The following is a 25,624-nucleotide window of genomic DNA, read 5'->3' on the forward strand; positions in this document are numbered from 1 at the left end:
CGAGGGCGATGCGTGCAGCGGCCCGACCAACGTCACTATGACGATTTACAGCCTCCGTCCGACGTCGAGGCGATGGTGTGATTCCGAGCTTGTGCGGCCCTCTGTGAAGCCGTGGAGGGGCTCGACTGATCGGCGTGGTCCACGCCACATGGAACCGCGTGTCCGGTGGCTGGCAGAGATAGGTATGGATCCAGGTTTTCGGGCCCGCATACGGGCAGGTGATGAGGGCGCCTTCAGCGTGCTGTTCCGCGAGCACGGCAAGGCGGTGTACAACCATTGCTTCCGGCTGACCGGGGACTGGGCGGGGGCGGAGGACTGCGCCTCGCTGGTCTTTCTCGAGGCGTGGCGGCTGCGGGAGAAGGCCGAGCCGCACGGCGGAAGCCTGCTCCCTTGGCTGCTGGGGATAGCAAACTATGTGGTCCATCGGCGCCGGCGGGTTGCCCGGCGGCACCAGGCGCTGATGGAGCGCATGCCGGCTCCCGGACTGCTGCCGGACTTCGCCGATGAGGTGGTCGGGCGGCTGGAGGACCAGGAGCGGATTGCCGCAGTGCGCCAGGTCCTGGACCGCCTAGGGCGATCCGACCGTGAGGTGCTGGCGTTGTGCGTGTGGGCCGGGCTGGACTACACGGCGGCTGCGCAGGCGCTTGGCGTACCTGTGGGCACGGTCCGATCCCGTCTGTCGAGGGCCCGAAGAAGATTAGACGGACTCGCTCGAAAAAATCTTGCTCTCCCCATGGAACCCGCGGTTGCAGGCTGGCAGCTAACAGGTGACCGCACCGACGCGGTCGAGCCGCACGAGAGGAAAGCGCGATGAACCGGGACCAGGACGACGACATGCAGGCACTGCGTCGCATGCTGCCAGTGCCCGCCGAACGCGACTTCCCCGCCGGCCGCCAGCCCCAGCGTGAGGAACACCTGATGAACAGTTGGCTGACCATGTCACGCCGCACCGACAAACGCCGGAACCTCGGGGTGCGCATCGCACTCCCCGCGGGCCTGGCCGCAGCCGCAGCAGGTATCGCCCTGACGGTCCTGCCCTCCCAGACCGCAGCCGCCTACACCCTGCAGACCGCCAACGACGGCACCGTCGAGCTCACTGTCGTCAACCCGTCCGGAAAGATCGACCCCGCCAAACTCGAGAAGGACCTGGACAAGCTCGGCGTCAACAGCCGCGTCTACGCCGGCGACCCTGACTGCTCCGCACCGCCGTACAGCCCGCCGAGTGCCCCCACTACGTCCGGCACGGCACGCCCCGACCCGGGGTCTCTCTGGGTCTCCTCGGTGGTGCGGTGGGATAGGAGCCGCGAGTTCGTCCTCCATGTCCGAACCGACAAGATACCTGCGGACAAGCACCTGGAGATCGTCTTCCCGCTCGCCAAAACCGCCCCCGCCCACGCCTACGAAATCATCGTGGCCTCCCTGGTGAGCGGCCCAGGCCCGGACTGCGTGCCCGCCGAGCCGGACCTTATTCACTCCGGGCGGTAGAAGGCGGGGCAGCACCTGCCAACGTTTGGCCCTCGCCGGCGCAGTCCGTCATCGGCACCGTTCGGGCGTCCCTTACCTGGCTGATCACGGATGCCCGAACAGGTCCCCGACTCGCCCGGAGGCTCCGTGCGCATCGCCTCCCACCGCGGGCCGTCCAGCAGCCCGGCGCGCGGGTCCGCCCACCGGTTCGACGGTGCGGCGAACACGTCGCGCTGGTTCAGGGCGCGGTGCAGCTGCTCCAGCACGCACACCACGTACGCGTCACGGTCGACGGAGCCCTGCGGCAGCTTGGTGTTGGAGAACACCACCCGCTTTCACACCGCGGGCACCGGTTCGGCGTCGATCTCGCGGGGCAGCAGCGGCCGGTCTTTGACCCGGCGGCGCGAGAGAGCGGGCAGTCGGCGGACCGCTTTGAGGATGCGTCACCCGGCCGGGGCGGCGCCCAGCGCGTCCGACTCGCCGAGCAGGGAGAGGAAAGGGCGCACGGTGTCGAAGCCACGCCGAACCCGCGGCGAGCACGACCTCGTACGGCCCGTGCCGCAGCCCGGCCCCTGGCCCCGCGCCCGAAAAACCGGGCGGCGGCCCCGGGGCCGCCGCCCGGCCCGGGCGATCAGGACCCCGCTGTCCCCGGCGTACCCAGATGCCTCGCGGCGAAGTCGAGCTCCAGCCGTACCTGCTTGATGCGCTCCTCCACCACCAGCGATCCATGGCCCGCGTCGTACCGGTACACCTCGTGCACCGCGCCGCGGGCCACCAGCCGGTCCACATAGTTCTCGATCTGCCGGATCGGGCAGCGCGGATCGTTCACGCCCGCCGAGATGTGGACCGGCGCGCGCACCTGGTCCACATAGGTCAGCGGCGACGAGGCCTCGAACCGCTCCGGCACCTCCTCGGGCGTACCGCCCAGCAGGGTGCGGTCCATCGCCTTCAGGGCCTCCATCTCGTCGTGGTACGCCGTGACGTAGTCCGCCACCGGCACCGCCGCGAGGCCCAGAGCCCATGCGTCCGGCTGGGTGCCGAGCCCGAGCAGGGTCAGATAGCCGCCCCAGGAGCCGCCGGACAGCACCAGCTTCGCCGGGTCCGCGAGGCCGGAGGCCACGGCCCACTCGCGCACCGCCGCGATGTCCTCCAGTTCGATCAGCCCGACCCGGTGCTTGAGCGCGTCGGTCCACGCGCGGCCGTACCCCGTGGAGCCGCGGTAGTTGACCCGGACGACCGCGTAGCCATGGTCGACCCAGGCCGCCGGGCCGGATGCGAAGGCGTCACTGTCGTGCCAGGTCGGGCCGCCGTGTATGTCGAAGACGGTCGGGAACGGACCCGAACCTTCCGGCTTCTGCACCAGCGCGTGGATACGGCCCCCGGGGCCCTCCACCCATACGTCCTTCACCGGCACCGACCCCGGTGCCTTCGCCCCCGGAGGGTCGAGCACGACGGGAGCCGAGGTGGACCGCACCTCGGGCGGCAGCGCCGCCGACGACCACAGATACTCCACCGCGCCGTCCGGCCGGGCCGTCGCCCCGGACACCGTCCCGGCGGGCGTTTCGACCTGCGTCAGCTCCCCGGTCGCCGGCTCGTACCGCCAGAGTTCGCTGCGCGCCTCGAAGCTGTGCGCTATCAGCAGCGCCGACCCGTCCGGGTACCACTCCGCGGAGACGTCGCCCGGCAGGTCGAGCGCCAGGTCGGTCTCCTCGCCGGACGCGACGTCCCACACCATCGGCTCCCAGCGCCCGCGCCGCTGGTGCCCGACCAGCAGCCGGGTGTCGCCGTCGACAGGTGCGAAGCCGAGTACCTCCAGGCCCAGCTCCTCCGTTCCGCCCTTGGTGTCGTCGAGCTCCGCGACCACCGAGCCGTCGAGCCGCACGACCCGGAGCGCCGAGTGCATCGCGTCCCCGTGCTCGGTGTGCTCCAGCGCGATCAGCGTCCCGTCGTGCGACAGATCGCCGACCCCGGCGGACTCCCGGTGCCGGTAGATCTCCGCCGGGGCCTGTCCGGGCCGTACGACATGGACCGTGGTGCCGTCCTCGTCGGTGGACCGGCCGATCACCGCCGTGCCGTCCCGCCCCAGCGCCAGGCCCGCCGGATACGACGGCTCGAGCCCCGCGACGGCCGGCTCGTCGTCGCCGCCGTGGAACGGCTGCCGCATCCAGATCCCGAACTCGTCCCCGTCCGAGTCCCGGAACCACCAGATCCACTCGCCGTCCGGCGTCAGCACACCGTCCGTCGTGCCGTTCGGCCGGTCGGTCGCCTGCCGCTGCGTGCCCGACGCGCGGTCCCAGGCGTACAGCTCGAACGTCCCCGTCGCGTTGGACACGAACAGTGAACGGTCCGGGGCGTCCTCCGCCCAGTCGGGCAGCCCGACGCGCGGCGCCCTGAACCGCTGCTCCCACCTCGGTGTGGTCCCGGTCATGCCGGTGATCTCAGTCATGCCCCCCATTCTGCGGGGGTGCCGCGACAATCCGCCGACACGGTCCGCAGCCTGTGGATAACTTTCCGGTCGTCTCCGCCCTCGCCGTGGCCGGCATGCGCATCGACTTCCTCCACGAGCACGACGCCTCGCTCTTTGCCCGCTTCGGCACCCTGGAGCGCGACGGCTCGTACTACCGCTTCCCGGCGGACCGTCCCCGCATCCCCTGATGTACTCGCTGCGCGCGTCGAAGCCGGCCGACTAGCCTTCGGGCACCACGAGTTCACGCCCGCGGTAGAAGGCCTCCTTCTCCTCCTCGATGAACGGGGCCATCGCCTCGCGCCTCCGGGTCTCGTGATCCGAGGCGCGCCAGACATCGCACGACTCCTTGGAGTCCCAGAACGACACCCCGATGACCTCTTGGCCGTCCTCCGACCAGTACGCGAAGGCGCGGCTCATGCCCTCGGGGTGGGATTCCGGCCGCCACGCCCTCTCGAATTCCTCCAGAGCGTCCGGCCTGATGCGGCGCGTGGTCATCCAGACGAAGTGCTGCTTCATTACGGCCCTCCTTCGCTCTCAGACCACCGTAGGCGCGCCCAGTCGCTTCCGCCCGTCCGGACGCGCATCGCCCGGCCCGGCAAGGTGCACCACTGCTTGGCAGAGCGCATCCACCTGCTCAGGCGTCATGTCGTAGTCGTACGCAATGTCCTCGACGGTCTCCCCGGCCTCCCACAGGTCGGTGATGGCCTTGACCGTGACCCGGTTGGCGGCCACCACGGGCAGACCATGACCGAACCTCGGATCGATCACGACGGGGACAGATTCCGGGTACTGCCTCAGCCGCAGGCTGGAGGGGAAGTCGTCGCCCGGCTCCCAGATGAGGTAGCGGAGATAGTCGGAGACCACTTCCTGGATGGGGACCTGGCCGTCGCGAGCTCTGCGGAGATCCCCCCAACCATGTTCGATGAAGATGTCCACGCCGTCCGTGGCGATCCGCTTGGACACGAGGCCGTAGGGGGTGTCGAAGGCATCCCGTACGGCGGCAGCCGCCTCCCTGATCTCGCTCATACGGAGACCCAGGGAGCGCAGGGAACGAAGGACGTGTGCTTCGGCAACCGCGATGAAAGGCACCGAGGGCTGTCCCTTTCGTACCGGCTCCACCTGGTGGACCAGAGGTGCTCCGGCGGCCTTGCCCTTCAGCCACGACGTGAGCGTCGACTGCGGAATCTCAAGGTAGGAGGCCGTTTCCGTGGGCGTCAGAAGTCCGTCCTTGAACCTGTCGACCATGCCCCAACTCCTCGTGATGCCGGGTTGCGCATCGTCGCACACCAAGCCTCCCACCTGCGGGTCGACCGCACACCCGGCCACCGGCTCAGCCGGCCGCACGAAGGTGGTTCCCGGCTCGGCAGTCCCGGCAGCGTCCGGGTTCCGGCGCGCGAAACGCTCGGTCGCAGCCGTCGCAGGTCTGGAAGGGCAGGACGGCCGCGCGGTCCACGGGGTGCGCCGGCGGGGGTGGGACGGGCAGGGGTGTCTCGCGTAGGCGGAAGGCGAGGATGCCTGCCGGACGAGCCCGGAAACGGTCCGGGAGCCTCGCGGTGAGCAGCTCGGTGATCTGGGGTGCTCCCACGCCCGCCGCGAGCCACTGGGCGACGGCCGGTGCCAGCCGGGCGGCCTCCTGCCCGGACAGGATCAGACGCGGATCGACCCGGCGCAGGGCGGCGAGTACGGCGACCGCCTGTGGGTCGGCGTCGGCGAGCGGGATCGGCGTCTCCGCCTCGGACTGCGTGGGTGTGTGCACCGTTTCCTGCACGGTTGCGGGCGTGGCCGCCGCAACGGCGGGCTGCTTCCGGGGCCGACGCGGCTTCGGCGGCTCGGGAGGCCCGTCCGGATCCGGATCACCGCCGGGCACGTCGTAGAAGTACGTCCGGGTACGGATCTGCCCGGTGGGCAGGCGCTCGCGGCGGCGCTCCAGGTATCCGGCCTCTTCGAGTTCCCTCAGCGCCCGCGAGATCAGGATCTCGCCCTCTGTGAAGTGCTCGCACAGGGCGGCGATCGTCACGGGTGTGCCGCTGGGCAGCGAGAGGATGTAGACCGCCACGCCGACCGTGACCGCGCTGCCGCGCCGCTGCGCGAGGGCGTTGGAGATCACGGTGAAGTCGGCCGTGAGGCGGGTGCGTACGTGGATCACGCCGGAGGTCGGAGCTCCGGCGTCGGCGCGCAGGCGCGCGTTAGACTGCGGCTCAGCCATCGGGAAGGTTCTGCTTCCTGATCGGTCAGGCCCTCGATCGGGACGGCAATCCCGGCCGGGGGCCGTATCTGTTTGCGGTTGTCGCGGTGAACGTAACCGTCCTGGTCCCGCCCCTGCAAGCCGGTCACTCGGACGGGTGACATGGGCCGGGAGGGTGGGTGGGCGGGTGGTTCTTTCCCCGGTTCTTTGGGAGTTCAGCGGCCCGCCGGACCCTCGCGGACAAGGATCCGGCGGACCCGGAAGGCGGGGCGTGACCGGGGCCTGGTCGGCTCAGACGCGGTGGCGGCCGGCCTTCAACTCGCCTATGAACGCTGCCCAGGAGCCGGCTTCGAAGGCCAGGGCGGGACCGGTCGGGACCTTGCTGTCACGGACCGGCACGACGCCGGGGAACCCGTCGGCCACCTCCACGCAATTGCCGCCCTCCTGATTGCTGTAGCTGCTCCTGCGCCACGCGGCGCCGTTCAGATCGGGACGGGACCTTCGCTCCACGGGGGTTGTCCTCCATCACGGATCGGATCATGTCGAGTGACATGAGCGGGGGCAGGGCTGCGGCCCGTAGCCGATCGTAGGTCACGGAAAACCTCCTGACCTCGGCTGGATCCTCGATGAGTTGACCGTGGTGCGCGCCTTCCGTGTAGACGACCTCCGAGCCGTCGGGCAGCGTGAGAATCGTCAGCGAGCCGCCCATCACGTCGTGCTCACCTTGGTCGAACGGCAGTACCTGCACGGTGATGTGAGGTTCCGCTGCGGCCTCAAGCAGTCGCTCCAACTGCTCACGCATCACGGCACGACCACCGACCGGACGCCTCAGTACCGCCTCGTCGAGGACGACCCACAGGGCCGGTCGATCCGTTGAGCCGAGCCGCCCCTGGCGTCCCATGCGCGCAGTGACCCTCTCCTCCAACTGTGTGTCACTGCTGAGCGTGAGGCCGACGCTCAGAACGGCCCGCGCGTACGCCTCGGTCTGAAGCAGACCGGGCACCACATGCGCTGCGTACTCTCCGATGGACACCGCCCGCTCCGAGTACGCCATGAACGCCCGCGACCAGTCCGGGAACGCCTCCCGGTACACATACGGCCACAGCTCGACCAGCAGGTTGTCCGCGCCGAGGACGGCGTCCAGCGTCCGTGCCAGTTCCAGCGTCGGTCTCGCCCCGGAGGCCCGCTCGATCTGCGTGATCCGTGTGCTCACCACGTGCGTCATACGGCCGAGTTCGGCCTGGGTGAGCCCGGCCGCCGTACGGAGTCTGCGCACCCGTGCACCGAACAGCGCCGCCATCGACGTACTGGGGTCAATTCCGTTGGCCAAGGCGTCACTTCCGTTCCTTACGAACCGAAAGGTAAGGCTGTGTCACCTTCCGAGCGTAGGGCCACCTGACGACTCTTGAGTACGGAACGTGACGACTCGCGCACATCGCGGGACGCCCCAGGACTCCACACGCAAGGACGGACACGCTGTGCTGACAGGAACGATCACCTCAGGCGAAGAACCCCGAAGGAGCACCGAAGCCCCTGCGGCGGAAGCCGTCGTGCTGGACGGCGAAGCCACTGAGCACCCGGCGCTCACCGCGCAGTTCGCCTCCTCAGCCCGAGGTGCGAGGCTCGCCCGACACCTCGCGGTGCGGCGCATGGAGGAGTGGGGACACCCGCCGGCGTCGGACGCCTCGTGCACGGTCGCCCTTGTGGTCGGCGAACTCGCCGCGAACGCCGTGCAGCACGGCCGTGTACCGGGGCACGACTTCCGTCTCCGGCTCGGCCTCGACGAGGTGTCGGGCCTGGTCCGGATCGAGGTCGCCGACGCCGCCACCGCGAAACGGCCGCCCGTCCGCCCGCCCTCGTCGTACCCCGACGGCGAGTCGGGCCGTGGCCTGCTCCTGGTGGACGTCCTGGCCGTGCGCTGGGGCTCGACGCCTCGTCATCCCGTGGGCAAGACGGTCTGGGCCGAGGTGTCGATCGACGCTCATCAACGCTCACATGGTCAGCCGCCTGAAGCTTCCGTGCGTGGAGCCACCGAAGTACGTGCGCCTCGCGCAGACGCTTCAGCGTCGTATCGAGGACGGCACGTATGCGCCCGGCGCCCGCGTACCGAGTGAGAACCAGCTGGTGCAGGCCTTCGGGATGTCCCGCCCGACCGTCGTCCGGGCGCTGGAGCTGCTGAAGCGGGACGGCTGGCTCGAGTCCCGGCAGGGGTAGGGCACGATCGTGCGGGGGCGCCCGGCGGTCGTCGAGAACCAGGACCGCCGGGGGCACCAAGCGCTCACGCGCGACGGGTCTCAAGCTCCCGGGCGGTTGGTCGAAGTCGGCTACGTGCCCGTTCCGGCGCGGGTCGCCTCCGTGCTCGGGCTGCCCAAGCGGGCCAAGATCCTCACGCGCCGATTCCTGGTCGAGGAGGACGGCGAACCGGTCGAGCTGGTCTCGTCGTACTTCCCCGCCGGCCTGGTCGAGGGCTGAACGGCAGTACCCGTGAGCACCTGGAGACGCGGAAGAAGGTCTGCTTCGACCACGTGACGGAACGGGTCTCGGCCCGCCTGCCTGAGCGTGCCGAAGCCGAGCTTCTCGACCTTCCGGACGGCGTTCCCGTCCTCAGTGTCCTGGTCGTCGCGTGCGACGCGTCCGGACAAGCGCTGCAGGTCTCCGACGTGCTGCTTCCCGCTGATCGGCAGGAGTTGGAAGACACTTACCGCTTGAACTGACTCGGCCTATGGCTAGCCGTCTTCTCGGCCGGGAAGCGGTGCCCCCTGGAGGAACGCTCGGTAAGCGTCTGCGGCGTCATTTTCTACGGTCGGCTCTTCCGGCCCGTACCGTGTGTCGCTCCGGTCGCGCTTCGGTCCGGAGATCCAGAACGCCTCGTCGGTTTCGGCGTCGTAGAAGTTTGCGTCGAACAAGCCGAGACCCGTAGCACGCCGCAGCGTTCGCCCCCGGAAGTAGGCCGTTCTCCAGGTCTTGGAGAAGTCCACCCACCCGATCCACGAGGGGCCGCGGTCGGTGTCATATCCCGTCTTGAGCTGCACGAACATGATTCTGCGAGGCATGATCCCAGCCTGGCCGACCGAGCCCCCTCGGTAAACCGAGTTTGTGGTCGCGGGCATCGTCTTCTCCTCGGCCGTGGGCAAGTCGCTGTATGCGGCCAACGTCCGCCGTGCCTTCCGCCAGGCGCTCAAGGGCATCGACGGGATCAACGCCGACGACTGGACGCCCCGGGAGCTCCGGCACAGCTTCGTTTCCCTGCTGTCCGACCGTGGCGTCGCTGTCCCGCCGGGGCGTCCCGTGATCTCCCGGCTCGTCGGGCACTCCGGTACGGCCGTGACCGAGGAGGTCTACCGGAAGCAGATTCGGCCCGTGATCCAGACCGGCGCCGTGGTCATGGACGGGATCTTCGGCGCTGATCCGCAGCGGCCGTAGACACGCGGGAACCGGTAGACACGCAGACGAAACAGGTCCGGCAGCTACTCATGTGAGTAGCTGCCGGACCTGGTATTTCTCTGTCGGGGTGGCGGGATTTGAACCCACGACCTCTTCGTCCCGAACGAAGCGCGCTGCCAAGCTGCGCTACACCCCGATGTCATCCGCTCTCGCGGCGACATCGATTACTTTAGCGGACCCGCGCCCGTAGACGAAATCCGGTTATCGCCGAGCCCCTGGCGGGCCCGGCCAGGGGGTCAGTCGCGCGCCGTGAGAGTCAGCAGCGTGGCCTCGGGCGGGCAGGCGAAGCGGACCGGGGTGTAGCGGTTGGTGCCGCAGCCGGCCGAGACGTGCAGGTATGACCGGTTGCCGCCGGCGTGGTGGGCGGAGAGGCCCTTGACCCGGTCCGTGTCCAGGTCGCAGTTGGTGACCAGCGCCCCGTAGAAGGGGATGCACAGCTGGCCGCCGTGGGTGTGGCCGGCGAGGATCAGGGGGTAGCCGTCCTCGGTGAAGGCGTCGAGGGAGCGCAGATACGGGGCGTGGACGACGCCGATGGAGAAGTCGGCGTCGGGGGCGGGGCCGCCGGCTACGCGCTCGTAGCGGTCCCGCTTGATGTGCGGGTCGTCGAGGCCGGTGAAGGCGATCTCCATGCCGTCGATCTTGAGCCGGCCGCGGGTGTTGTTGAGGCCGACCCAGCCTGCGTCGTCGAAGGCGTCGCGGATCGACTCCCAGGGGTTGTGCACCACGCCCACGGCGGGCGCGTTGCCGTTGAGGCCGTGCCGGCCGCGGGCCTTCTCGACCAGGTAGCGGGCGGGGTTGCGGAGCTTGGGCCCGTAGTAGTCGTTGGAGCCGAAGACGTAGACGCCGGGGAACTCCATCAGCGGGCCGAGTGCGTCGAGCAGCTCGGGCACGCCCTCGGTGTCGGACAGGTTGTCACCGGTGTTGACGACGAAGTCGGGCCGCAGTCCGGCGAGCGACCGGAGCCAGCGCTGCTTCTTGCGCTGTCCGCACACCATGTGGATGTCGGACACCTGGAGTACGCGCAGGGGCCTCGCTCCTTGCGGCAGGACGGGCACGGTGATCCGCCGGAGCCGGAAGGAGCGGGCTTCGAAGCCGGCGGCGTAGACGAGGCCGCCCGCGACGGCTGCCGTGATTCCCAGGGGTACTCCGTAGCGTGCGCGCATGTGCTTATCGTGTCAGACCCGCGATCACCGCGAAATGAGCGGGCGTCTCCACCGGCGTACCTGACAGACTGGGGTCATGACCACGCTCAAGGCCAAGCTTCAGGAAGACCTCACCCACGCGATCAAGGAGCGCGACGAGCTGCGCTCCTCGACGCTCCGGCTGACCCTCGCCGCCATCACCAAGGAGGAGGTCGCGGGCAAGACCGCGCGTGAGCTCTCCGACGACGAGGTGCAGAAGGTGATCGCCAAGGAGGCGAAGAAGCGCCGCGAGGCGTCCGACGCCTTCGAGCAGGGCGGCCGTCCGGAGCAGGCGCAGCGGGAGCGGGCCGAGGGCGAGGTGCTGGACGCGTACTTGCCGAAGCAGCTGACCGACGAGGAGCTGCACGGGATCGTCGCGCAGGCCGTCGAGGAGGCCCGGGCGGCCGGTGCGGAGGGCCCGCGTGCGATGGGTGCCGTCATGAAGATCGTGAACCCGAAGGTGGCGGGCCGCGCGGAGGGTGGCCGGGTGGCCGCCGTGGTCAAACAGCTGCTGGCCGGCTGACGGCTCGTTCCCACAACGGAAAGGGGCGCCCGGTGATCACCGGGCGCCCCTTCGCGTACGGGCGTCAGCCGTTGTTGCCGCCGATGACGTCCGGCGAGAACGGGAGGTCGGGGGAGGGCTGAGTGCCGCCGGGCTTGTTGTCGTTCCCGCCGCGGTGGCGGTTGCGGTGAGGGCGCCTGTCGGGGCCGTCGTACTCGTCCTCGTCCAGGTCCCAGTCCAGTTCGGGGTCGGGGATGTGGACGTTGACGAAGGAGGGCGCGTCCTTGCCCTCCAGTGCGCCGGTCACGGCGTCCTTCCAGATGGGACCGGGGACCTTACCGCCGTACACCTTGGGGTGGTACACGCCGCCGATGGTGATGTTCTCCATATGGACCTGCTGGGAGGCGCTGCCGACCCAGACCGCACCGGAGATGTTCGGGGTGTAGCCGACGAACCAGGCGTTCTTGCGGTGGTCGGTGGTACCGGTCTTGCCCGCGCTGTCGCGGCTCTGGAGGCCGGCGGCCTCACCCGTACCGGAGTCGATCACGCCGCGCAGCAGGGTGTTGACGGTGTCGGCGGTCTGCTCCGACATGGCCCGGGTGCACTTGGTCTGGGGCACCGCGAGGCTCTTGCCACCCGGTCCCTGGATCGACTCGATGGCGACGGGCGTGCAGTACGTGCCGCGGTTCGCGAAGGTGGCGTAGGCGTTCGCCATGGTCAGCGGGGAGACGCCCTGGGAGCCGAGTGAGATGGACGGCACCTGGGGCAGCTTCTTGCCGTCGCCCTGCTTGACGCCGAGCTTGTCGGTCATCTCCACGATGGGGCAGATGCCGATCTCGCCGGTCATCTGCACGAAGTAGGTGTTGACCGACTTGGCCATCGCCTCCTTCATGCCGTACGGGCCGACCTCGGACCGGTTCTCGTTCTCGGCGGTGTCCCCGTCGGTGTTCTTGAAGGGCTTGCCACAGGTCTTGATCGGGCTGGGGTACGACATCTCGTAGGGAGAGGAGTAGGTCTTCGTCGCCGGAATGCCCTGCTCGATGGCCGCGGCCGCCACGAACGGCTTGAAGGTCGAACCGGTCGGGAAACCGAAGTTCGAGCCGCTCATGTCCTTGTCGACCGAGTAGTTGATCTGGGTCTCGTTCTTCCCGAAGCCGTAGGGCTTGGACTGTCCCATGGCCAGGACCTTGCCGGTGCCCGGTTCGATCAGGGTCACGGCGGTGGCGACCTTGTCGTCCTGGTTGACGTGATCCTTGATCGACTCCTGTACGGAATTCTGGGCCTGCGGGTCCAGGGTGGTGCGGATCGTCAGGCCGCCCTGGTTCCAGATCTTGCCGCGCTCCTCCCGGTCCTTCCCGAAGACCGGGTCGCTGAGGAAGGTCTCGCGTACGTAGTCGCAGAAGAAGCCCGCATCCTTGACGGCCGTGATGCAGCCGTTCTTCGGCCTGCTGACGTTCAGCCGGATCGGCTTGGCCTTGGCCTGGTCGGCCTCGGCCTGGGTGATGCTGTGGGTCTCGGCCATCCGCTGGAGCACGATATTGCGCCGCTGGGTGGCCTCCTCCGCGTCGTTGACCGGGTCGAAGCGGCTCGGCGACTGGACGAGGCCGGCGAGCATCGCGGACTCGCCCAGATCGAGGTCCTTGGCGTGCTTGCTGAAGTAGCGCTGGGAGGCGGCCTCGATGCCATAGGCCTGCTGGCCGAAGAAGGTGATGTTGAGGTAGTTCTCGAGGATCCTCTTCTTGCCCAGCTCCTCCTCGAGCTGGATCGCGTACTTCAGCTCGCGGACCTTGCGGCCGAGGGTCTGCTGGGTGGCCTGGGCGACTTTGTCGGGGTCGTCGCCGGCCTCCTCCACGAAGACGTTCTTCACATACTGCTGGGTGAGGGTCGAGGCACCCTGGGCGACACCGCCCGACTGCGCGTTGCGGTTGATCGCGCGCAGCACACCTTTGAGGTCGATCGCCCCGTGCTCGTAGAAGCGGGCGTCCTCGATCGCGACGATCGCCTTCTGCATGTACGGGGAGATGTCCTCGAGCGGGACGACCGTGCGGTCCCGTGAGTAGACGGTGGCGATCTGATCGCCCTTGGCGTCGAGGATCGTGGTGCGCTGGCTCAAGGGAGGTGTCTTGAGGTTGGCGGGGATTTCGTCGAAGCCCTCGACCGTCCCCTTGGCCGCGAGTCCGATTGCCCCGGCCGCAGGCAGGGCGATACCCGCCAGCACTGCCCCGGAGAGCACGCTGACCCCGAGGAACTTGGCGGCTTGCTGGGTCCCGGTCAGGCCTCCGCCCGAGCGCTTCTTTGGCATGGAGGAAGCCTACGTTCTCATTCGCCGGACACGCGTATATGCGTTCGCCTAAGCTGCTCCCAACTGTCACAACTGTGTGACCGCGCATCAAGTTCCCCGCGTCGGAGCCGTGTCCGGTTCCGCCCCATGCGTCATTCGGCGCCCGTTGTGACTCAACCGACCCGTCATGAAATGCCGGGTTCGTCTGATATGTCCTCAGGTCACTCCGTTGGGTGATCTGCCGCGTACGCATAGTCCGTTCGGGCCATTCAAGATTGGGCCCGAAGGGGGTGTTGCGCTGTGTCCACCTTCCGTAACGTCCTCAACTGGCAGCGGTGAATATGCCGCTGTCGCCGTGGGGGAGCCCCGATTCGGGAGAGGACGGCGCCGGCATGGGCTGGGTAACCGACTGGAGTGCGCAGGCAGCCTGCCGCACGACGGATCCGGATGAACTGTTCGTTCAAGGGGCAGCGCAGAACAGGGCCAAGGCGGTGTGCACCGGATGCCCGGTGCGGACCGAGTGCCTGGCCGATGCGCTCGACAATCGCGTCGAATTCGGCGTATGGGGTGGCATGACCGAGCGGGAGCGCCGCGCACTGCTGCGCAGGCGCCCCACCGTCACCTCCTGGCGCCGACTGCTGGAGACCGCGCGTACGGAGTACGAGCGGGGTACGGGTGACCTGCCCGTACCGGTGGCGGCAGAAGTGGCGTACGAGGAGTCGTACGCGGCAGTGGGCTGACAGCCCGGCTGCGCCAGGGCGAGTGCCGCGGACAGCCGCCGCGCGTCGCTGCCCCGTGCCTGCTGCCCGGCGGTGCATTGGCGCCGGGCGTCACACGGCTTCCCCCTGGCACGCCGCCGGCCTTCCGGACGGCGGCGTGCCGAGCGGTGTCAGGTGCCGACGGCGGGGCTGGGTGTGCCGTCGGCCAGGAGGGCGCCGATCTGGCGGAGGCCCGCGAGGTCGTGTACGTCGCCCGGAAGCGCGGCGACCTCGATCACCGGGACCTCCGGGTGGAGTGCGGTGAAGCGGTCGCGCGTGTGCCGTTCGCGTGCCAGTACGTGCATCCGCTCGGCATGAAGCCGCAGCAGACCTGCCGTCAGGCGTGCTGTGTGGTCGGAGGTGGGGTCGTTCTCGGTGTCGGACGTTTCGGGAGAGGGGACCGAGTCCGCGCGGTCACGACCCTGAGCCTTCCCGGCCTTCTGATCCACAATGCGGCCTTCATCAAGATTTTCTGCCGCGGCCAGTGCCCGCTCGGCCGACAGCCGGGCGGCGCCACTGCCGTGGACCCGGTTGAGTACGAGCCCGGCGAGCGGCATCTTCTCCGCGGCCAGCCGTTCCACGAAGTACGCCGCCTCACGCAGCGCGTCCCGCTCCGGCGCGGCGACGACCAGAAAGGCCGTGCCGGGCGCCTGGAGCAGTCGGTAGGTGGCGTCCGCGCGGGTGCGGAAGCCGCCGAACATCGTGTCCATGGCCGCCACGAAGGTCTGTACGTCCCGCAGCAGCTGTCCCCCCAGCAGCTTCCCGAGCGTGCCGGTCATCATCGACATGCCGACGTTGAGGAACTTCAACCCGGCCCGTCCGCCCATCTTCGCGGGGGCCATCAGCAGCCGGATGAACTTGCCGTCCAGGAAGGAGCCGAGCCGCTTCGGCGCGTCCAGGAAGTCCAGCGCGGAGCGCGACGGCGGGGTGTCGACCACGATGAGGTCCCACTCGTTCCGCGCGCTCAGCTGACCGAGCTTCTCCATGGCCATGTACTCCTGCGTGCCCGCGAAACCGGCCGACAGGGACTGGTAGAAGGGGTTCTCAAGGATCGCCCGGGCTCGTTCGGCATCCGCGTGGGCTTCGACGATCTCGTCGAAGGTGCGCTTCATGTCGAGCATCATGGCGTGCAGTTCTCCCGCCCGTCGCCCGCCATCGCCCTTGTCGGAATCGCTGTGCGATGCGCCTCCTGAGCCGTTCACCCCCGGCACCCGCCGCGGGGTGTTGTCCAGCGAGTCGATGCCCATGGACTGGGCGAGCCGCCGCGCCGGGTCGATGGTGAGGACGACCACCTTGCGGCCGCGTTCCGCGGCCCGGACGGCCAACGCGGCCGCTGTTGTGGTCTTGCCGACGCCGCCGGCCCCGCAGCACACGATGATGCGGATCTCCGGGTTGTCGAGGAGCGGGTCGATCTCCAGAGCGAGAGCCGTCCTCGGTGTCATGAGCCCACCCCTTGCTTGCGCAGTTCCGTCGCCAGTTCATGGAGACCGGCCAGGTCCACTCCCTCGCCGATCAGCGGGAGTTCGTAGGAAGGAAGACCGAGCCCGGACAGAACGGTCCGCTGCTCGCGCTCCAGCTCGACCCGCTGGGCGTGTTCCGCGGCCTGTTCGAGCAGCGGACCGACCAGCTGCTTGCCGCCGCGTACACCGGCCCGGGAGAGCGCGGCGGCCACGGCGGCCCGGTGGTCGTTGGCCGCGGCGCGTACCGCCTCCTCGTCGAGGATGTGCGGGCGGATCATATTGACGAAGACATTGCCGACCGGGAGCGCGGCCTCGTGCAGCTCGGCGACACCGTCGGCGGTCTCCTGGACCGGCATCTCCTCCAGCAGGGTCACCAAGTGCACTGCGGTTTCGGGCGACTTGAGGACCCGCATGACGGCCTGGGCCTGATTGTGTATCGGGCCGATCCTGGCGAGGCCCGCCACCTCGTCGTTCACATTGAGGAATCGGGTGATGCGTCCGGTGGGTGGGGCGTCCATGACGACGTAGTCGTAGGAGTACCGGCCGCGTTTGTTCTTGCGGCGCACCGCCTCGCAGGCCTTGCCGGTGAGGAGTACGTCCCGCAGGCCCGGTGCGATGGTCGTGGCGAAGTCGATCGCGCCCAGTTTCTTCAGCGCGCGGCCGGCTCCGCCGAGCTTGTAGAACATCTGGAGGTAGTCGAGCAGCGCCAGTTCGGGATCGATGGCGAGGGCGTACACCTCCCCGCCGCCCGGGGCGACCGCGATTCTGCGCTCCTCGTACGGAAGGGCTTCCGTCTCGAAGAGCTGCGCGATGCCCTGCCGGCCCTCGACCTCGACGAGGAGGGTGCGTCTGCCCTCCGTCGCGAGGGCGAGCGCGAGTGCCGCGGCCACCGTGGTCTTTCCGGTACCGCCTTTTCCGCTGACGACCTGGAGCCTGCTCACGCCCTGGAGCCTAACCAGTCGTACGGGGACTGAAGCAGGAGGCCGACAGTGACAGCGGCTACAGTCGGCTCCATGACCAAGTGGGAATACTCGACCGTGCCCCTCCTCGTGCACGCGACGAAGCAGATTCTGGACACCTGGGGCGAGGACGGCTGGGAGCTCGTCCAGGTCGTCCCCGGTCCCAACCCCGAGCAGCTGGTGGCCTACCTGAAGCGGGAGAAGGCATGAGCGCCGTAGTAGAAGCCAAGCTCGCCGAGCTGGGGCTGACCCTGCCCGAGGTCGTGCCGCCGCTGGCCGCCTACCAGCCGGCCGTGCAGTCGGGCCCGTACATCTACACCTCCGGCCAGCTCCCGATGGTGGACGGCAAGCTTCCGGTCACCGGCAAGGTCGGTGCCGAGGTGACCCCGGAGGAGGCCAAGGACCTGGCGCGTACCTGCGCGCTGAACGCGCTGGCGGCCGTGAAGTCGGTCGCGGGCGACCTGGACCGTATCGCCCGAGTCGTGAAGGTCGTCGGTTTTGTCGCGTCGGCCTCGGACTTCACCGGCCAGCCGGCCGTCGTCAACGGCGCCAGCGAACTGCTGGGCGAGGTCCTCGGCGACAAGGGCGTGCACGCCCGCAGCGCGGTCGGCGTCGCGGTGCTGCCGCTGGACGCGCCGGTCGAGGTCGAGATCCAGGTCGAGCTCGTCCAGGGCTGACTCCTCTCGAACATCCAGCCGGTAACGGATAGCCTCCGGCCATGGCGAATGGTCAGTGGTATCCGCCCGAGTGGCCCGACAGGATCCGCGCGCTTGCTCGCGGTGAGCTCACCCCCGCGGCCCCCAAACGGGCCGCGACGGTGATGCTGCTGCGTGACTCCGTGGCCGGTCCTGCCGTACACATGCTGCGCAGACGCGCCTCCATGGCCTTTGCCGGGGGCGCGTACGCGTATCCGGGCGGCGGTGTCGACCCGCGCGACGACGCCCACGGCGTCGGCTGGGCCGGGCCCTCGCGGGAGGCATGGGCGGACCGGCTGGGTGTGGACCCGGCGTCCGCGCAGGCCATCGTGTGCGCGGCGGTGCGCGAGACATACGAGGAGGCGGGCGTTCTGCTCGCCGGCGAGACCCCGGACACCGTGGTCGGCGACACGACCGGCGAGGACTGGGAGGCCGACCGCCTGGCGCTGGTCGGCCGGGAACTGTCCTTCGCGGACTTCCTGGAACGGCGCGGTCTGGTGCTGCGGTCCGATCTGCTGGGCGCGTGGGCCCGATGGATCACCCCGGAGTTCGAGCCGCGCCGCTACGACACCTGGTTCTTCGTGGCCGCGCTGCCCGAGGGTCAGCGCACTCGCAATGCCTCGACGGAGGCCGACCGCACGGTGTGGATCCGGCCCCCGGAGGCCGCAGAGCGGTACGACAGGGGTGAGCTGCTGATGATGCCGCCGACCATCTCCACGCTGCGGCAGCTGACGCCGTACGACGCGGCCGCGAAGGCCCTCTCGGCCGCGGCGGACCGGGATCTGACGCCCGTGCTCGCGCAGGCCCGGCTGGAGGGCGAGAAGCTGGTGCTCAGCTGGCCCGGCCACGACGAGTTCACCAAGCACGTCCCCACGGAAGGCGCCTGAAGCATGACCGACGCAGCCGCGCTGCCCGGGCAGCCCCGCGGTGGGGTGCTGTCCGGGCCTGCCACCGCCCGCGCCGTCAATGTCCTCGCGCCGAACCCCTCCGCGATGACGCTCGACGGCACCAACACCTGGATCGTCTCCGAGCCGGACTCCGACCTGGCGGTCGTCGTCGACCCGGGCCCGCTCGACGAGGGACACCTCCGGAACGTCATCGCCACCGCCGAGAAGGCCGGCAAGCGCGTCGCGCTGACCCTGCTCACCCACGGCCACCCGGACCACGCCGAGGGCGCGGCCCGTTTCGCCGAGCTGACGGACACACCCGTACGTGCCCTGGACCCGGCGCTGCGGCTCGGCGACGAGGGGCTGGCCGCCGGTGACGTCGTCGGGGTCGGCGGCCTGGAGATGCGCGTCGTGCCGACTCCCGGGCACACCGCGGACTCGCTCTGCTTCCACCTCCCGGCGGACCGGGCGGTGCTGACGGGGGACACGGTCCTCGGCCGGGGTACGACGGTCGTGGCGCACCCCGACGGGCGGCTCGGCGACTACCTTGACTCGCTGCGTCGGCTGCGCTCCCTCACCGTCGACGACGGCGTCCGCACGGTCCTGCCCGGCCACGGTCCGGTGCTCGACGACGCCCAGGGGGCGGTCGAGTTCTACCTCGCGCACCGCGCCCACCGTCTCGCCCAGGTCGAGACGGCCGTCGAGAACGGTCACACCACCCCGGCGGCCGTGGTGGCCCATGTCTACGCCGATGTGGACCGTTCGCTGTGGCCCGCGGCCGAGCTGTCGGTGCGGGCGCAGATGGAGTATCTGAAGGAGCACGGCCTGATCTGAGGACCCGGACACGGAGACGCTCTCTCCTGTGTCCTACGCTCCGCATGCGCCGTTGAGAGCGGCGCGCACTCTTTCACCGTTCCTGGGGGGAACTTTCCGTGTTCGTACTGGCCGTCATTCTGTTCATCGCCGCGGCGGTGCTGTTCTTCGTCGGACGCTCGAACGACGCCACGAAGCTGAAACTGGGCGCCGCGGGCGCGGTGATCGCGGGGCTGTTCTTCGTGATCGCCAGCTGTGTGACCGTGATCAGCGCCTATGAGGTGGGTGTACCGGTGACCTTCGGCAAGGTCGGGTCGCCGATGACCTCCGGCATACAGTTCACCTCGCCGTTCACCTCCGTCACCAACTTCTCCACCCGGCCGGTGGACCTCAATCTGTCCGACAAGGACGTGGTCGAGGTGCGCTCCTCGCAGGGCGGGGTGATGTACGCGGAGGTGACCGTGAAGTGGTCGGTGATCCCGTCCAAGGCGGTGGAGCTGTACAAGCTCGCGGGCAGCGAGTCGGCGATCCAGCAGCGGCTGGTCTACCCGGACAGCCGGGAGATCGTGCGCAACGTCTTCGCCCGTCACACCAGCGAGGAGGGCTACTCCTCGGCCCGGGAGAAGATCAACGGTGAGATCGCCGACCTGATCAAGGAGCGGCTGGCGCCGCGCGGAATCGCCGTCACCACCGTCAACCTGCGCAATGTGAAGCCCTCGGACCAGCTCCAGGACCAGATCGACCGCAAGATCCAGCAGCAGCAGGCCACCGAGCGGGCCACCGAGGCGGCCCGTACGGCCGCGGCGGAGGCCGAGCGTCGGCGGATCGAGGCGGACGGCATCGCCAAGGCCAACAAGATCCTGAACGAATCGCTCACCGACAAGGTCCTGCTGAACCAGTGCATCGAGGCCTACAAGGAGGCCTCCGCCAAGAACCCCGTGTACGCCGTGCCGTGCGGCTCGGGCGGCGGCAACCCGCTGATCGTGGACGGCAGCAAGCGCTGATGTGCGCGAAGGGGGCGCCCGGCACACTGCCGGGCGCCCCCTTCGCATAGGTACTAGCGCGAGCGCTTCGCGAGGCGTTCTACGTCCAGCAGGATCACGGCACGCGCCTCCAGGCGCAGCCAGCCGCGCTGGGCGAAGTCCGCCAGGGCCTTGTTGACCGTCTCGCGGGAGGCGCCGACGAGCTGGGCCAGCTCCTCCTGGGTCAGGTCGTGGACGACGTGGATGCCCTCCTCCGACTGCACGCCGAAGCGGCGCGACAGGTCGAGGAGCGCCCGGGCGACACGGCCCGGAACGTCGGAGAAGACCAGGTCGGACATCTGGTCGTTGGTCTTGCGCAGCCGGCGGGCGACGGCGCGCAGCAGGGCGGAGGCCACCTCGGGGCGGGCGTTCAGCCAGGGCTGGAGGTCGCCGTGGCCGAGGCCGAGCAGCTTGACCTCGGTGAGCGCGGTCGCGGTGGCGGTGCGCGGGCCCGGGTCGAAGAGGGACAGCTCGCCGATCAGCTCACCGGGACCGAGGACGGCCAGCATGTTCTCGCGGCCGTCGGGGGAGGTGCGGTGGAGCTTGACCTTGCCCTCGGTGACCACGTAGAGACGGTCGCCCGGGTCGCCCTCGTGGAAGAGTGCGTCACCGCGTGCGAGAGTCACCTCACTCATCGAGGCGCGGAGCTCCGCGGCCTGCTCGTCATCGAGCGCCGCGAAGAGCGGGGCGCGCCGCAGAACGTCGTCCACGAGTTCTCTCCTTGTCGACCTGCTCAGGGGACCGTGGTCTCCATCATGCCGCACGTCAGTGTGCTGTCCCGGGGGGCGACCACTGGAGGTTCGGCATATAAAAAGCGTGCAATCAATCACAAGTTTGACGTACTGGCGCTCCGGGTCGTGCCGCAGGGGGCCGATCGGGTAGCCGATGGACCATGCCGCGGGCGGATGTCAGTGCCGGGCTTTAGGCTGGCCGGGTGTCCAATACGCCGGTGAGAGCGCAGGCCAAGGGGGCCGGACGAGTGACCGCAGGCCGTAATTCCGCTGTGGGCGAACAGGCGGCGACGAAGTCGAAGAAAGCCGCAAAAGCGACAAAATCCTCCGCCAAGCCCGAATCCCGGCTGGCGATGGTCCGCCGAGCCCGCCGGATCAACCGTGAGCTCGCCGAGGTGTATCCGTACGCCCACCCCGAGCTGGACTTCGAGAACCCCTTCCAGCTGCTGGTCGCGACCGTTCTGTCGGCGCAGACGACCGACCTGAGGGTCAACCAGACCACCCCCGCGCTCTTCGCCCGCTTCCCCACGCCCGAGGAGCTCGCCGCGGCGAACCCGGAGGAGGTCGAGGAGCTCATCAGGCCCACCGGCTTCTTCCGCGCCAAGACCAAGTCGATCACGGGCCTTGCGGCGGCGATCAGGGACGACTTCGGCGGCGAGGTCCCCGGCCGCCTCGAGGACCTGGTCAAGCTGCCCGGCGTGGGCCGCAAGACGGCGTTCGTCGTGCTCGGCAATGCCTTCGGAGTGCCCGGGCTCACCGTCGACACCCACTTCCAGCGACTCGTCCGCCGCTGGAAGTGGACGGAGCAGGAGGACCCGGAAAAGATCGAGGCGGAGATCGCAGCGATCTTCCCCAAGAGCGAGTGGACCATGCTCTCGCACCGGGTGATCTTCCACGGCCGCCGCATCTGCCACGCCCGCAAGCCGGCCTGCGGCGCCTGCCCGATCGCGCATCTGTGCCCCGCGTATGGAGAGGGCGAGACCGACCCGGACAAGGCGAAGAAGCTTCTGAAGTACGAGATGGGGGGTATGCCCGGCCAGCGCCTGAAGCCCCCGGCCGGCTACCCCGGCCGCCCGGCCCCGCCGCTGGGCGCCGCCGGGTGAACGGCGCGGAACGATCTGCGGCGATGGCCGCGTTGTGATGGACGGGGGTTCCTATGACGCACGCGAGTGAGACATACGACGGCGACGTGGCCGTCACGGCCGAGGGGCTGCCCGAGTGGCTGACCCCGGTGGCTCGCGCCGCCGAGGACGTGGAGCCGGAGCAGCTGAGCCGCTTCCTTCCGCCCGAGGGCGGCGGCGGGCGCCAGTCCGCCGTGCTGGTCCTCTTCGGAGAGGGCGAGCGGGGCCCCGAGCTGCTGCTCATGGAGCGGGCCAGCCAGTTGCGTTCGCACGGCGGCCAGCCCGCGTTCCCCGGCGGGGCGCTCGACCCCGGGGACGGAGACCCTCGCACCACCGGGCCGCTGCGGGCCGCGCTGCGCGAGGCCCAGGAGGAAACCGGGCTCGACCCCAGGGGCGTCCAGATCTTCGCGGTGCTGCCCCGGCTGTTCATCCCGGTGAGCGACTTCGTCGTCACCCCCGTCCTCGGCTGGTGGCGCCGGCCCAGCCCGGTCGGGGCCGTGGATCCGGCCGAGACGGCCCGGGTCTTCACTGCGCCCGTGGTGGACCTCACGGACCCGGCCAACCGTGCGACGGTTGTGCACCCGAGCGGTCATCAGGGCCCGGCTTTTCTGGTCGAATCCGCCCTGGTATGGGGTTTCACCGCAGGTGTGATCGACCGGATTCTGCACTTCTCCGGCTGGGAACGCCCCTGGGACCGGACCAGGAAAGTCCCGCTCGACCGGCACGCATGACAGGCTGGCGGACCGAACCCCGGCCGGTGGACGACCGGCGACGACTTGCGAGGCTGAGACGGTGAACGTGCTCGACATCCTGTTGCTGGTGGCCGCCGTGTGGTTTGCGGTCGTCGGTTACCGCCAGGGCTTCGTCGTCGGCATCCTGTCGGTGATCGGTTTCCTCGGCGGCGGTCTGGTCGCCGTCTATCTGCTGCCCTTTCTCTGGGACCAGCTGACCGACGGGGCCAAGGTCTCGGCCACGGCCGCCATAGTCGCCGTCGTCGTCGTGATCGTCTGCGCCTCGGTCGGACAGGCCCTCACCACCCACCTCGGCAGCAGACTCCGCGGCCACATCAAATGGTCGCCGGCCCGTGTCCTGGACGCGGCCGGCGGCTCGTTGGTGAACGTGCTGGCCATGCTGCTGGTCGCCTGGCTCATCGGCACTCTGCTCGCTCGAACCTCACTGCCCACCCTCGGCAAGGAGGTCCGCAGCTCCAAGGTGCTCCTGGGCGTCTCCCGAGTGCTTCCCGAGCAGGCGAACACCTGGTTCGCGGACTTCTCCTCCGTGCTCGCGCAGAACGGCTTCCCACAGGTCTTCAGTCCGTTCGCCAACGAGCCGATCACCGAGGTCCAGGCTCCCGACCCGGCCCTCGAGAACAGCCCGGTCGCGCAGGTGGCCAAGCAGTCCATCGTCAAGGTCATGGGCACCGCCCCCAGCTGCGGCAAGGTCCTCGAAGGCACCGGCTTCGTCTTCGACGAGCGCCGGGTGATGACCAACGCCCATGTCGTCGGCGGCGTCGACGAGCCGACCGTCCAGATAGGGGGCGAGGGCAGGCGGTACGACGCCAAGGTCGTCCTCTACGACTGGGAGCGCGACATCGCCGTCCTGGACGTCCCGGACCTGAAGGCGCCCGCGCTCCAGTTCACCGAGAGCGACGCACACAGCGGCGACAGCGCCATCGTCGCCGGCTTCCCCGAGAACGGCTCGTACGACGTACGCGCCGCCCGGGTCCGCGGCCGGATCAACGCCAACGGCCCGGACATCTACCACCACGGCACGGTCCAGCGTGACGTCTACTCCCTCTACGCGACGGTCCGCCAGGGCAACTCCGGCGGCCCGCTGCTCACCCCCGACGGCAAGGTCTACGGCGTGGTCTTCGCCAAGTCCCTCGACGACGCCGACACCGGGTACGCGCTGACCGCCGACGAGGTACGCGAGGACATCGAGCGCGGCCGCACCGCCAACCAGCAGGTCGACAGCCAGGAATGCGCACTGTGAGGCTCACGGTCCTCGGCGGCGGCGGCTTCCGCGTGCCCCTCGTGTACGGCGCGCTGCTGCGCGACCGTGCGCCCGGCCGTATCACCCATGTCACCCTCCACGACCTCGACGCCGGACGGCTTGCCGTCGTCCGGCGGGTCCTGGCCGAACAGGCCCACGACGTCCCCGACGCGCCGGAGGTGACGGCCACCACCGATCTCCACCCGGCGCTGCGCGGCGCCGATTTCGTCTTCTCGGCGATCCGCGTCGGCGGTCTGGAGGGCCGCGCCGCCGATGAGCGCATCGCGCTCGCCGAGGGCGTGCTGGGTCAGGAGACGGTCGGCGCGGGCGGGGTCGCGTACGGGCTGCGAACCGTGCCCGTGGCGGAGCTGATCGCCCGTCGGATCGCCGCGCTCGCCCCCGAGGCCTGGGTCGTCAACTTCACCAACCCGGCAGGCCTGGTCACCGAGGCCATGGCCCGGCACCTGGGCGACCGCGTCATCGGCATCTGCGATTCGCCGGTGGGCCTGGCCCGCCGGGTCGCCCGGGTGCTCGGCGTCGCCGACCCCGCCTCCGTACGCCTCGACTATTCCGGACTCAACCATCTGGGCTGGCTGCGCGGACTGTATGTCGGAGCGGACGGCGCCGAGGAGAACCTGCTGCCGCGCCTGTTCGCCGACGACGCCCTCCTCACCTCCTTCGAGGAGGGCAGGCTCTTCGGCGCCGACTGGCTGCGCTCCCTCGGCACGGTGCCCAACGAATACCTGCACTACTACTACTTCACCCGCGAGGCCGTGACGGCGTACAGCCGAGCCGAGCAGACCCGCGGTGCGTATCTGCTGGGCCGGCAGGCGCGTTTCTACGACGAGATGGCCCGCGGCGGCTCCGGGGCACTGGCGGCCTGGGACCGCACCCGCGCCGAGCGCGAGGCCACCTACATGTCGGAGAACCGGCAGGTCTCGGGCGCGGGCGAGCGTGCCGCGGACGATCTGGAGTCGGGCGGGTACGAGAACGTCGCCCTCGCCCTGATGCGGGCCATCGCGCGCGGCGAGACGGCCACACTCGTCCTCAATGTGCGCAACGGCGCGACGATCGGCGTACTGGACTCCGACGCGGTCGTCGAGGTGCCGTGCCTGGTCGACGCCTCGGGGCCGCGCCCGCTGCCCGTCTCACAGCCGGCCGGCCACGAGACGGGCCTGATCGCCGCGGTGAAGGCGGTGGAGCGGTGCGTACTCGAGGCTGCCGAGTCCGGCTCCGCACAGTCGGCGGTGAAGGCGTTCGCCCTGCATCCGCTGGTCGACTCCGTACAGGTGGCACGACGCCTGCTCGCCGGCTACCAGGAGGCGCACCCGGGGCTCGCGTACCTCCGCTAGTGCTGTGGCCGGAAAGGTTTGCCGGGAAGCTCGCGGCTCCCCCAGCTACCTCCCCCAGCTACCTCCCCCAGCTACCTCCCCCAGCTACCGCTGGGGGTGCCCCCAGGGTGCCCCCAGGGTGCCCCCGGGGTGCCCCCAGAGGTGCCCCCAGGTGCGGTGCATCGCAAGGCGGAGGATCGCAGCTCGTACTTGGCCGTACTCGCGCGATGCGACAACGGTGGGGGTACCTCCCGTGCCCGAAGGGCCACGGGGGAGAGGTGCCGTGCCTGGGGGCACCTCCCAGCGGTAGCTGGGGGAGCGTCGTGAGCCG

The 25,624-nt window shown here is 69.7% G+C and carries 26 protein-coding genes, 1 tRNA gene and 4 pseudogenes; 17 read left to right on the forward strand and 14 right to left on the reverse strand.

Annotation, left to right across the window (positions count from 1 at the left end; translation table 11 throughout):
- Positions 1-238: 238 nt before the first annotated feature.
- Together ABD858_RS17365 and ABD858_RS17370 are read left to right on the forward strand one after the other, a co-directional pair.
- The gene (locus ABD858_RS17365) at positions 239-814 is read left to right on the forward strand and encodes an RNA polymerase sigma factor (protein ID WP_345038471.1); all 576 of its coding nucleotides are present in this window, start codon (positions 239-241) and stop codon (positions 812-814) included.
- Positions 811-1,485, forward strand: coding sequence for a hypothetical protein (locus ABD858_RS17370; RefSeq protein ID WP_345038473.1), 675 nt, complete (start codon positions 811-813; stop codon positions 1,483-1,485). The genes ABD858_RS17365 and ABD858_RS17370 overlap by 4 nt, the downstream gene beginning before the upstream one ends.
- Positions 1,486-1,607: 122 nt before the next feature.
- On the opposite strand, the pseudogene ABD858_RS17375 reads toward ABD858_RS17370, so the two are convergent.
- Both ABD858_RS17375 and ABD858_RS17380 read right to left on the reverse strand, forming a co-directional pair.
- Positions 1,608-1,979: pseudogene (locus tag ABD858_RS17375) on the reverse strand (Tn3 family transposase); the annotation flags it as partial.
- Between the two features lie 116 nt (positions 1,980-2,095).
- Positions 2,096-3,919, reverse strand: a complete 1,824-nt coding sequence (locus ABD858_RS17380; protein ID WP_345038475.1) for a S9 family peptidase — start codon at positions 3,917-3,919, stop codon at positions 2,096-2,098.
- 59 nt (positions 3,920-3,978) lie between these two features.
- Here ABD858_RS17380 and ABD858_RS17385 point away from each other — a divergent pair.
- Positions 3,979-4,154 (forward strand): annotated as a pseudogene (locus tag ABD858_RS17385) (SAM-dependent methyltransferase); the annotation flags it as partial.
- On the opposite strand, the gene ABD858_RS17390 reads toward ABD858_RS17385, so the two are convergent.
- The 5 genes from ABD858_RS17390 to ABD858_RS17410 all read right to left on the reverse strand — a co-directional run bounded on the left by ABD858_RS17390 (position 4,151) and on the right by ABD858_RS17410 (position 7,416).
- Positions 4,151-4,447, reverse strand: a complete 297-nt coding sequence (locus ABD858_RS17390) for a hypothetical protein (RefSeq protein ID WP_345038477.1) — start codon at positions 4,445-4,447, stop codon at positions 4,151-4,153. The pseudogene ABD858_RS17385 and the gene ABD858_RS17390 overlap by 4 nt on opposite strands.
- Before the next feature lie 18 nt (positions 4,448-4,465).
- A complete protein-coding gene (locus ABD858_RS17395; RefSeq protein ID WP_345038480.1) occupies positions 4,466-5,176 on the reverse strand; it encodes a DUF433 domain-containing protein in 711 nt (236 codons plus the stop codon).
- Positions 5,177-5,261: 85 nt separating this feature from the next.
- On the reverse strand, positions 5,262-6,137 hold the full coding sequence (locus ABD858_RS17400; RefSeq protein WP_345038482.1) for a hypothetical protein: 876 nt from the start codon (positions 6,135-6,137) through the stop codon (positions 5,262-5,264).
- A gap of 270 nt (positions 6,138-6,407) precedes the next feature.
- Complete coding sequence (locus ABD858_RS17405) at positions 6,408-6,545, reverse strand: DUF397 domain-containing protein (RefSeq protein WP_345038485.1); 138 nt, start codon at positions 6,543-6,545, stop codon at positions 6,408-6,410.
- Positions 6,502-7,416, reverse strand: a complete 915-nt coding sequence (locus ABD858_RS17410) for a helix-turn-helix domain-containing protein (RefSeq protein WP_345044624.1) — start codon at positions 7,414-7,416, stop codon at positions 6,502-6,504. The genes ABD858_RS17405 and ABD858_RS17410 overlap by 44 nt, the downstream gene beginning before the upstream one ends.
- Positions 7,417-7,594: 178 nt before the next feature.
- On the opposite strand from ABD858_RS17410, the gene ABD858_RS17415 reads away from it, so the two are divergent.
- Both ABD858_RS17415 and ABD858_RS17420 read left to right on the forward strand, forming a co-directional pair.
- A complete protein-coding gene (locus ABD858_RS17415; protein ID WP_345038487.1) occupies positions 7,595-8,230 on the forward strand; it encodes an ATP-binding protein in 636 nt (211 codons plus the stop codon).
- Positions 8,112-8,830: pseudogene (locus tag ABD858_RS17420) on the forward strand (GntR family transcriptional regulator). Before ABD858_RS17415 ends, ABD858_RS17420 begins: the two are co-directional and overlap by 119 nt.
- A 12-nt stretch (positions 8,831-8,842) precedes the next feature.
- Here ABD858_RS17420 and ABD858_RS17425 read toward each other — a convergent pair.
- Complete coding sequence (locus ABD858_RS17425; protein ID WP_345044628.1) at positions 8,843-9,154, reverse strand: hypothetical protein; 312 nt, start codon at positions 9,152-9,154, stop codon at positions 8,843-8,845.
- A gap of 67 nt (positions 9,155-9,221) precedes the next feature.
- Here ABD858_RS17425 and ABD858_RS17430 point away from each other — a divergent pair.
- A pseudogene (locus ABD858_RS17430) lies at positions 9,222-9,539 on the forward strand (site-specific integrase); the annotation flags it as partial.
- Between the two features lie 83 nt (positions 9,540-9,622).
- On the opposite strand, the gene ABD858_RS17435 reads toward ABD858_RS17430, so the two are convergent.
- Together ABD858_RS17435 and ABD858_RS17440 are read right to left on the reverse strand one after the other, a co-directional pair.
- A tRNA-Pro gene (locus ABD858_RS17435) sits at positions 9,623-9,696 on the reverse strand.
- A 100-nt stretch (positions 9,697-9,796) separates the two neighbouring features.
- Positions 9,797-10,723 carry a metallophosphoesterase gene (locus ABD858_RS17440; RefSeq protein WP_345038489.1) on the reverse strand — a complete coding sequence of 309 codons (927 nt, stop codon included), beginning with the start codon at positions 10,721-10,723 and terminating at the stop codon, positions 9,797-9,799.
- Between the two features lie 76 nt (positions 10,724-10,799).
- Between ABD858_RS17440 and ABD858_RS17445 the strand changes: the two genes are divergently transcribed.
- Positions 10,800-11,264 (forward strand): GatB/YqeY domain-containing protein, encoded by a 465-nt coding sequence (locus tag ABD858_RS17445; protein WP_345038491.1) that lies wholly within the window; start codon positions 10,800-10,802, stop codon positions 11,262-11,264.
- A gap of 64 nt (positions 11,265-11,328) precedes the next feature.
- Here the strand turns inward: ABD858_RS17445 and ABD858_RS17450 are convergent, their stop codons facing one another.
- On the reverse strand, positions 11,329-13,545 hold the full coding sequence (locus tag ABD858_RS17450; protein WP_345038493.1) for a transglycosylase domain-containing protein: 2,217 nt from the start codon (positions 13,543-13,545) through the stop codon (positions 11,329-11,331).
- A gap of 371 nt (positions 13,546-13,916) precedes the next feature.
- Here ABD858_RS17450 and ABD858_RS17455 point away from each other — a divergent pair, with 371 nt between their 5' ends.
- Complete coding sequence (locus ABD858_RS17455) at positions 13,917-14,264, forward strand: WhiB family transcriptional regulator (RefSeq protein WP_345038495.1); 348 nt, start codon at positions 13,917-13,919, stop codon at positions 14,262-14,264.
- A gap of 149 nt (positions 14,265-14,413) precedes the next feature.
- Here ABD858_RS17455 and bagB read toward each other — a convergent pair whose 3' ends face one another.
- On the reverse strand, positions 14,414-15,724 hold the full coding sequence (gene bagB, locus ABD858_RS17460; RefSeq protein ID WP_345038497.1) for an ATPase BagB: 1,311 nt from the start codon (positions 15,722-15,724) through the stop codon (positions 14,414-14,416).
- On the reverse strand, positions 15,721-16,683 hold the full coding sequence (gene bagA / locus ABD858_RS17465; protein WP_345038498.1) for an ATPase BagA: 963 nt from the start codon (positions 16,681-16,683) through the stop codon (positions 15,721-15,723). The genes bagB and bagA overlap by 4 nt, the downstream gene beginning before the upstream one ends.
- A gap of 72 nt (positions 16,684-16,755) precedes the next feature.
- On the opposite strand from bagA, the gene sp36 reads away from it, so the two are divergent.
- The 5 genes from sp36 (at position 16,756) to ABD858_RS17490 (ending at position 20,100) form a co-directional block, all read left to right on the forward strand.
- Positions 16,756-16,911: a Sp36 family protein gene (gene sp36 / locus ABD858_RS17470; RefSeq protein ID WP_345038500.1), complete on the forward strand. Its 156-nt coding sequence runs from the start codon at positions 16,756-16,758 to the stop codon at positions 16,909-16,911.
- Positions 16,908-17,378, forward strand: coding sequence for a RidA family protein (locus tag ABD858_RS17475; RefSeq protein ID WP_345038503.1), 471 nt, complete (start codon positions 16,908-16,910; stop codon positions 17,376-17,378). Before sp36 ends, ABD858_RS17475 begins: the two co-directional genes overlap by 4 nt.
- A gap of 41 nt (positions 17,379-17,419) precedes the next feature.
- Positions 17,420-18,283: an NUDIX hydrolase gene (locus tag ABD858_RS17480; RefSeq protein ID WP_345038505.1), complete on the forward strand. Its 864-nt coding sequence runs from the start codon at positions 17,420-17,422 to the stop codon at positions 18,281-18,283.
- A gap of 3 nt (positions 18,284-18,286) precedes the next feature.
- Positions 18,287-19,117 carry an MBL fold metallo-hydrolase gene (locus ABD858_RS17485; protein WP_345038507.1) on the forward strand — a complete coding sequence of 277 codons (831 nt, stop codon included), beginning with the start codon at positions 18,287-18,289 and terminating at the stop codon, positions 19,115-19,117.
- Between the two features lie 98 nt (positions 19,118-19,215).
- The gene (locus ABD858_RS17490) at positions 19,216-20,100 is read left to right on the forward strand and encodes an SPFH domain-containing protein (RefSeq protein WP_345038509.1); all 885 of its coding nucleotides are present in this window, start codon (positions 19,216-19,218) and stop codon (positions 20,098-20,100) included.
- 53 nt (positions 20,101-20,153) lie between these two features.
- On the opposite strand, the gene ABD858_RS17495 is transcribed toward ABD858_RS17490, so the two are convergent.
- Positions 20,154-20,828, reverse strand: a complete 675-nt coding sequence (locus ABD858_RS17495; RefSeq protein WP_345038512.1) for a Crp/Fnr family transcriptional regulator — start codon at positions 20,826-20,828, stop codon at positions 20,154-20,156.
- 224 nt (positions 20,829-21,052) lie between these two features.
- On the opposite strand from ABD858_RS17495, the gene nth reads away from it, so the two are divergent.
- From nth to ABD858_RS17515, 4 genes are all read left to right on the forward strand, one after another.
- The gene (gene nth, locus ABD858_RS17500; RefSeq protein ID WP_425586216.1) at positions 21,053-21,952 is read left to right on the forward strand and encodes an endonuclease III; all 900 of its coding nucleotides are present in this window, start codon (positions 21,053-21,055) and stop codon (positions 21,950-21,952) included.
- A 53-nt stretch (positions 21,953-22,005) separates the two neighbouring features.
- Positions 22,006-22,701 (forward strand): NUDIX hydrolase, encoded by a 696-nt coding sequence (locus tag ABD858_RS17505; RefSeq protein WP_345038514.1) that lies wholly within the window; start codon positions 22,006-22,008, stop codon positions 22,699-22,701.
- 61 nt (positions 22,702-22,762) lie between these two features.
- On the forward strand, positions 22,763-23,962 hold the full coding sequence (locus ABD858_RS17510) for a MarP family serine protease (protein WP_345038516.1): 1,200 nt from the start codon (positions 22,763-22,765) through the stop codon (positions 23,960-23,962).
- A complete protein-coding gene (locus ABD858_RS17515; RefSeq protein ID WP_345044633.1) occupies positions 23,959-25,314 on the forward strand; it encodes a 6-phospho-beta-glucosidase in 1,356 nt (451 codons plus the stop codon). The genes ABD858_RS17510 and ABD858_RS17515 overlap by 4 nt, the downstream gene beginning before the upstream one ends.
- Positions 25,315-25,624 lie beyond the last annotated feature (310 nt).

This window comes from Streptomyces sannanensis (assembly GCF_039536205.1).
In the GTDB taxonomy this organism is placed as follows: domain Bacteria; phylum Actinomycetota; class Actinomycetes; order Streptomycetales; family Streptomycetaceae; genus Streptomyces; species Streptomyces sannanensis.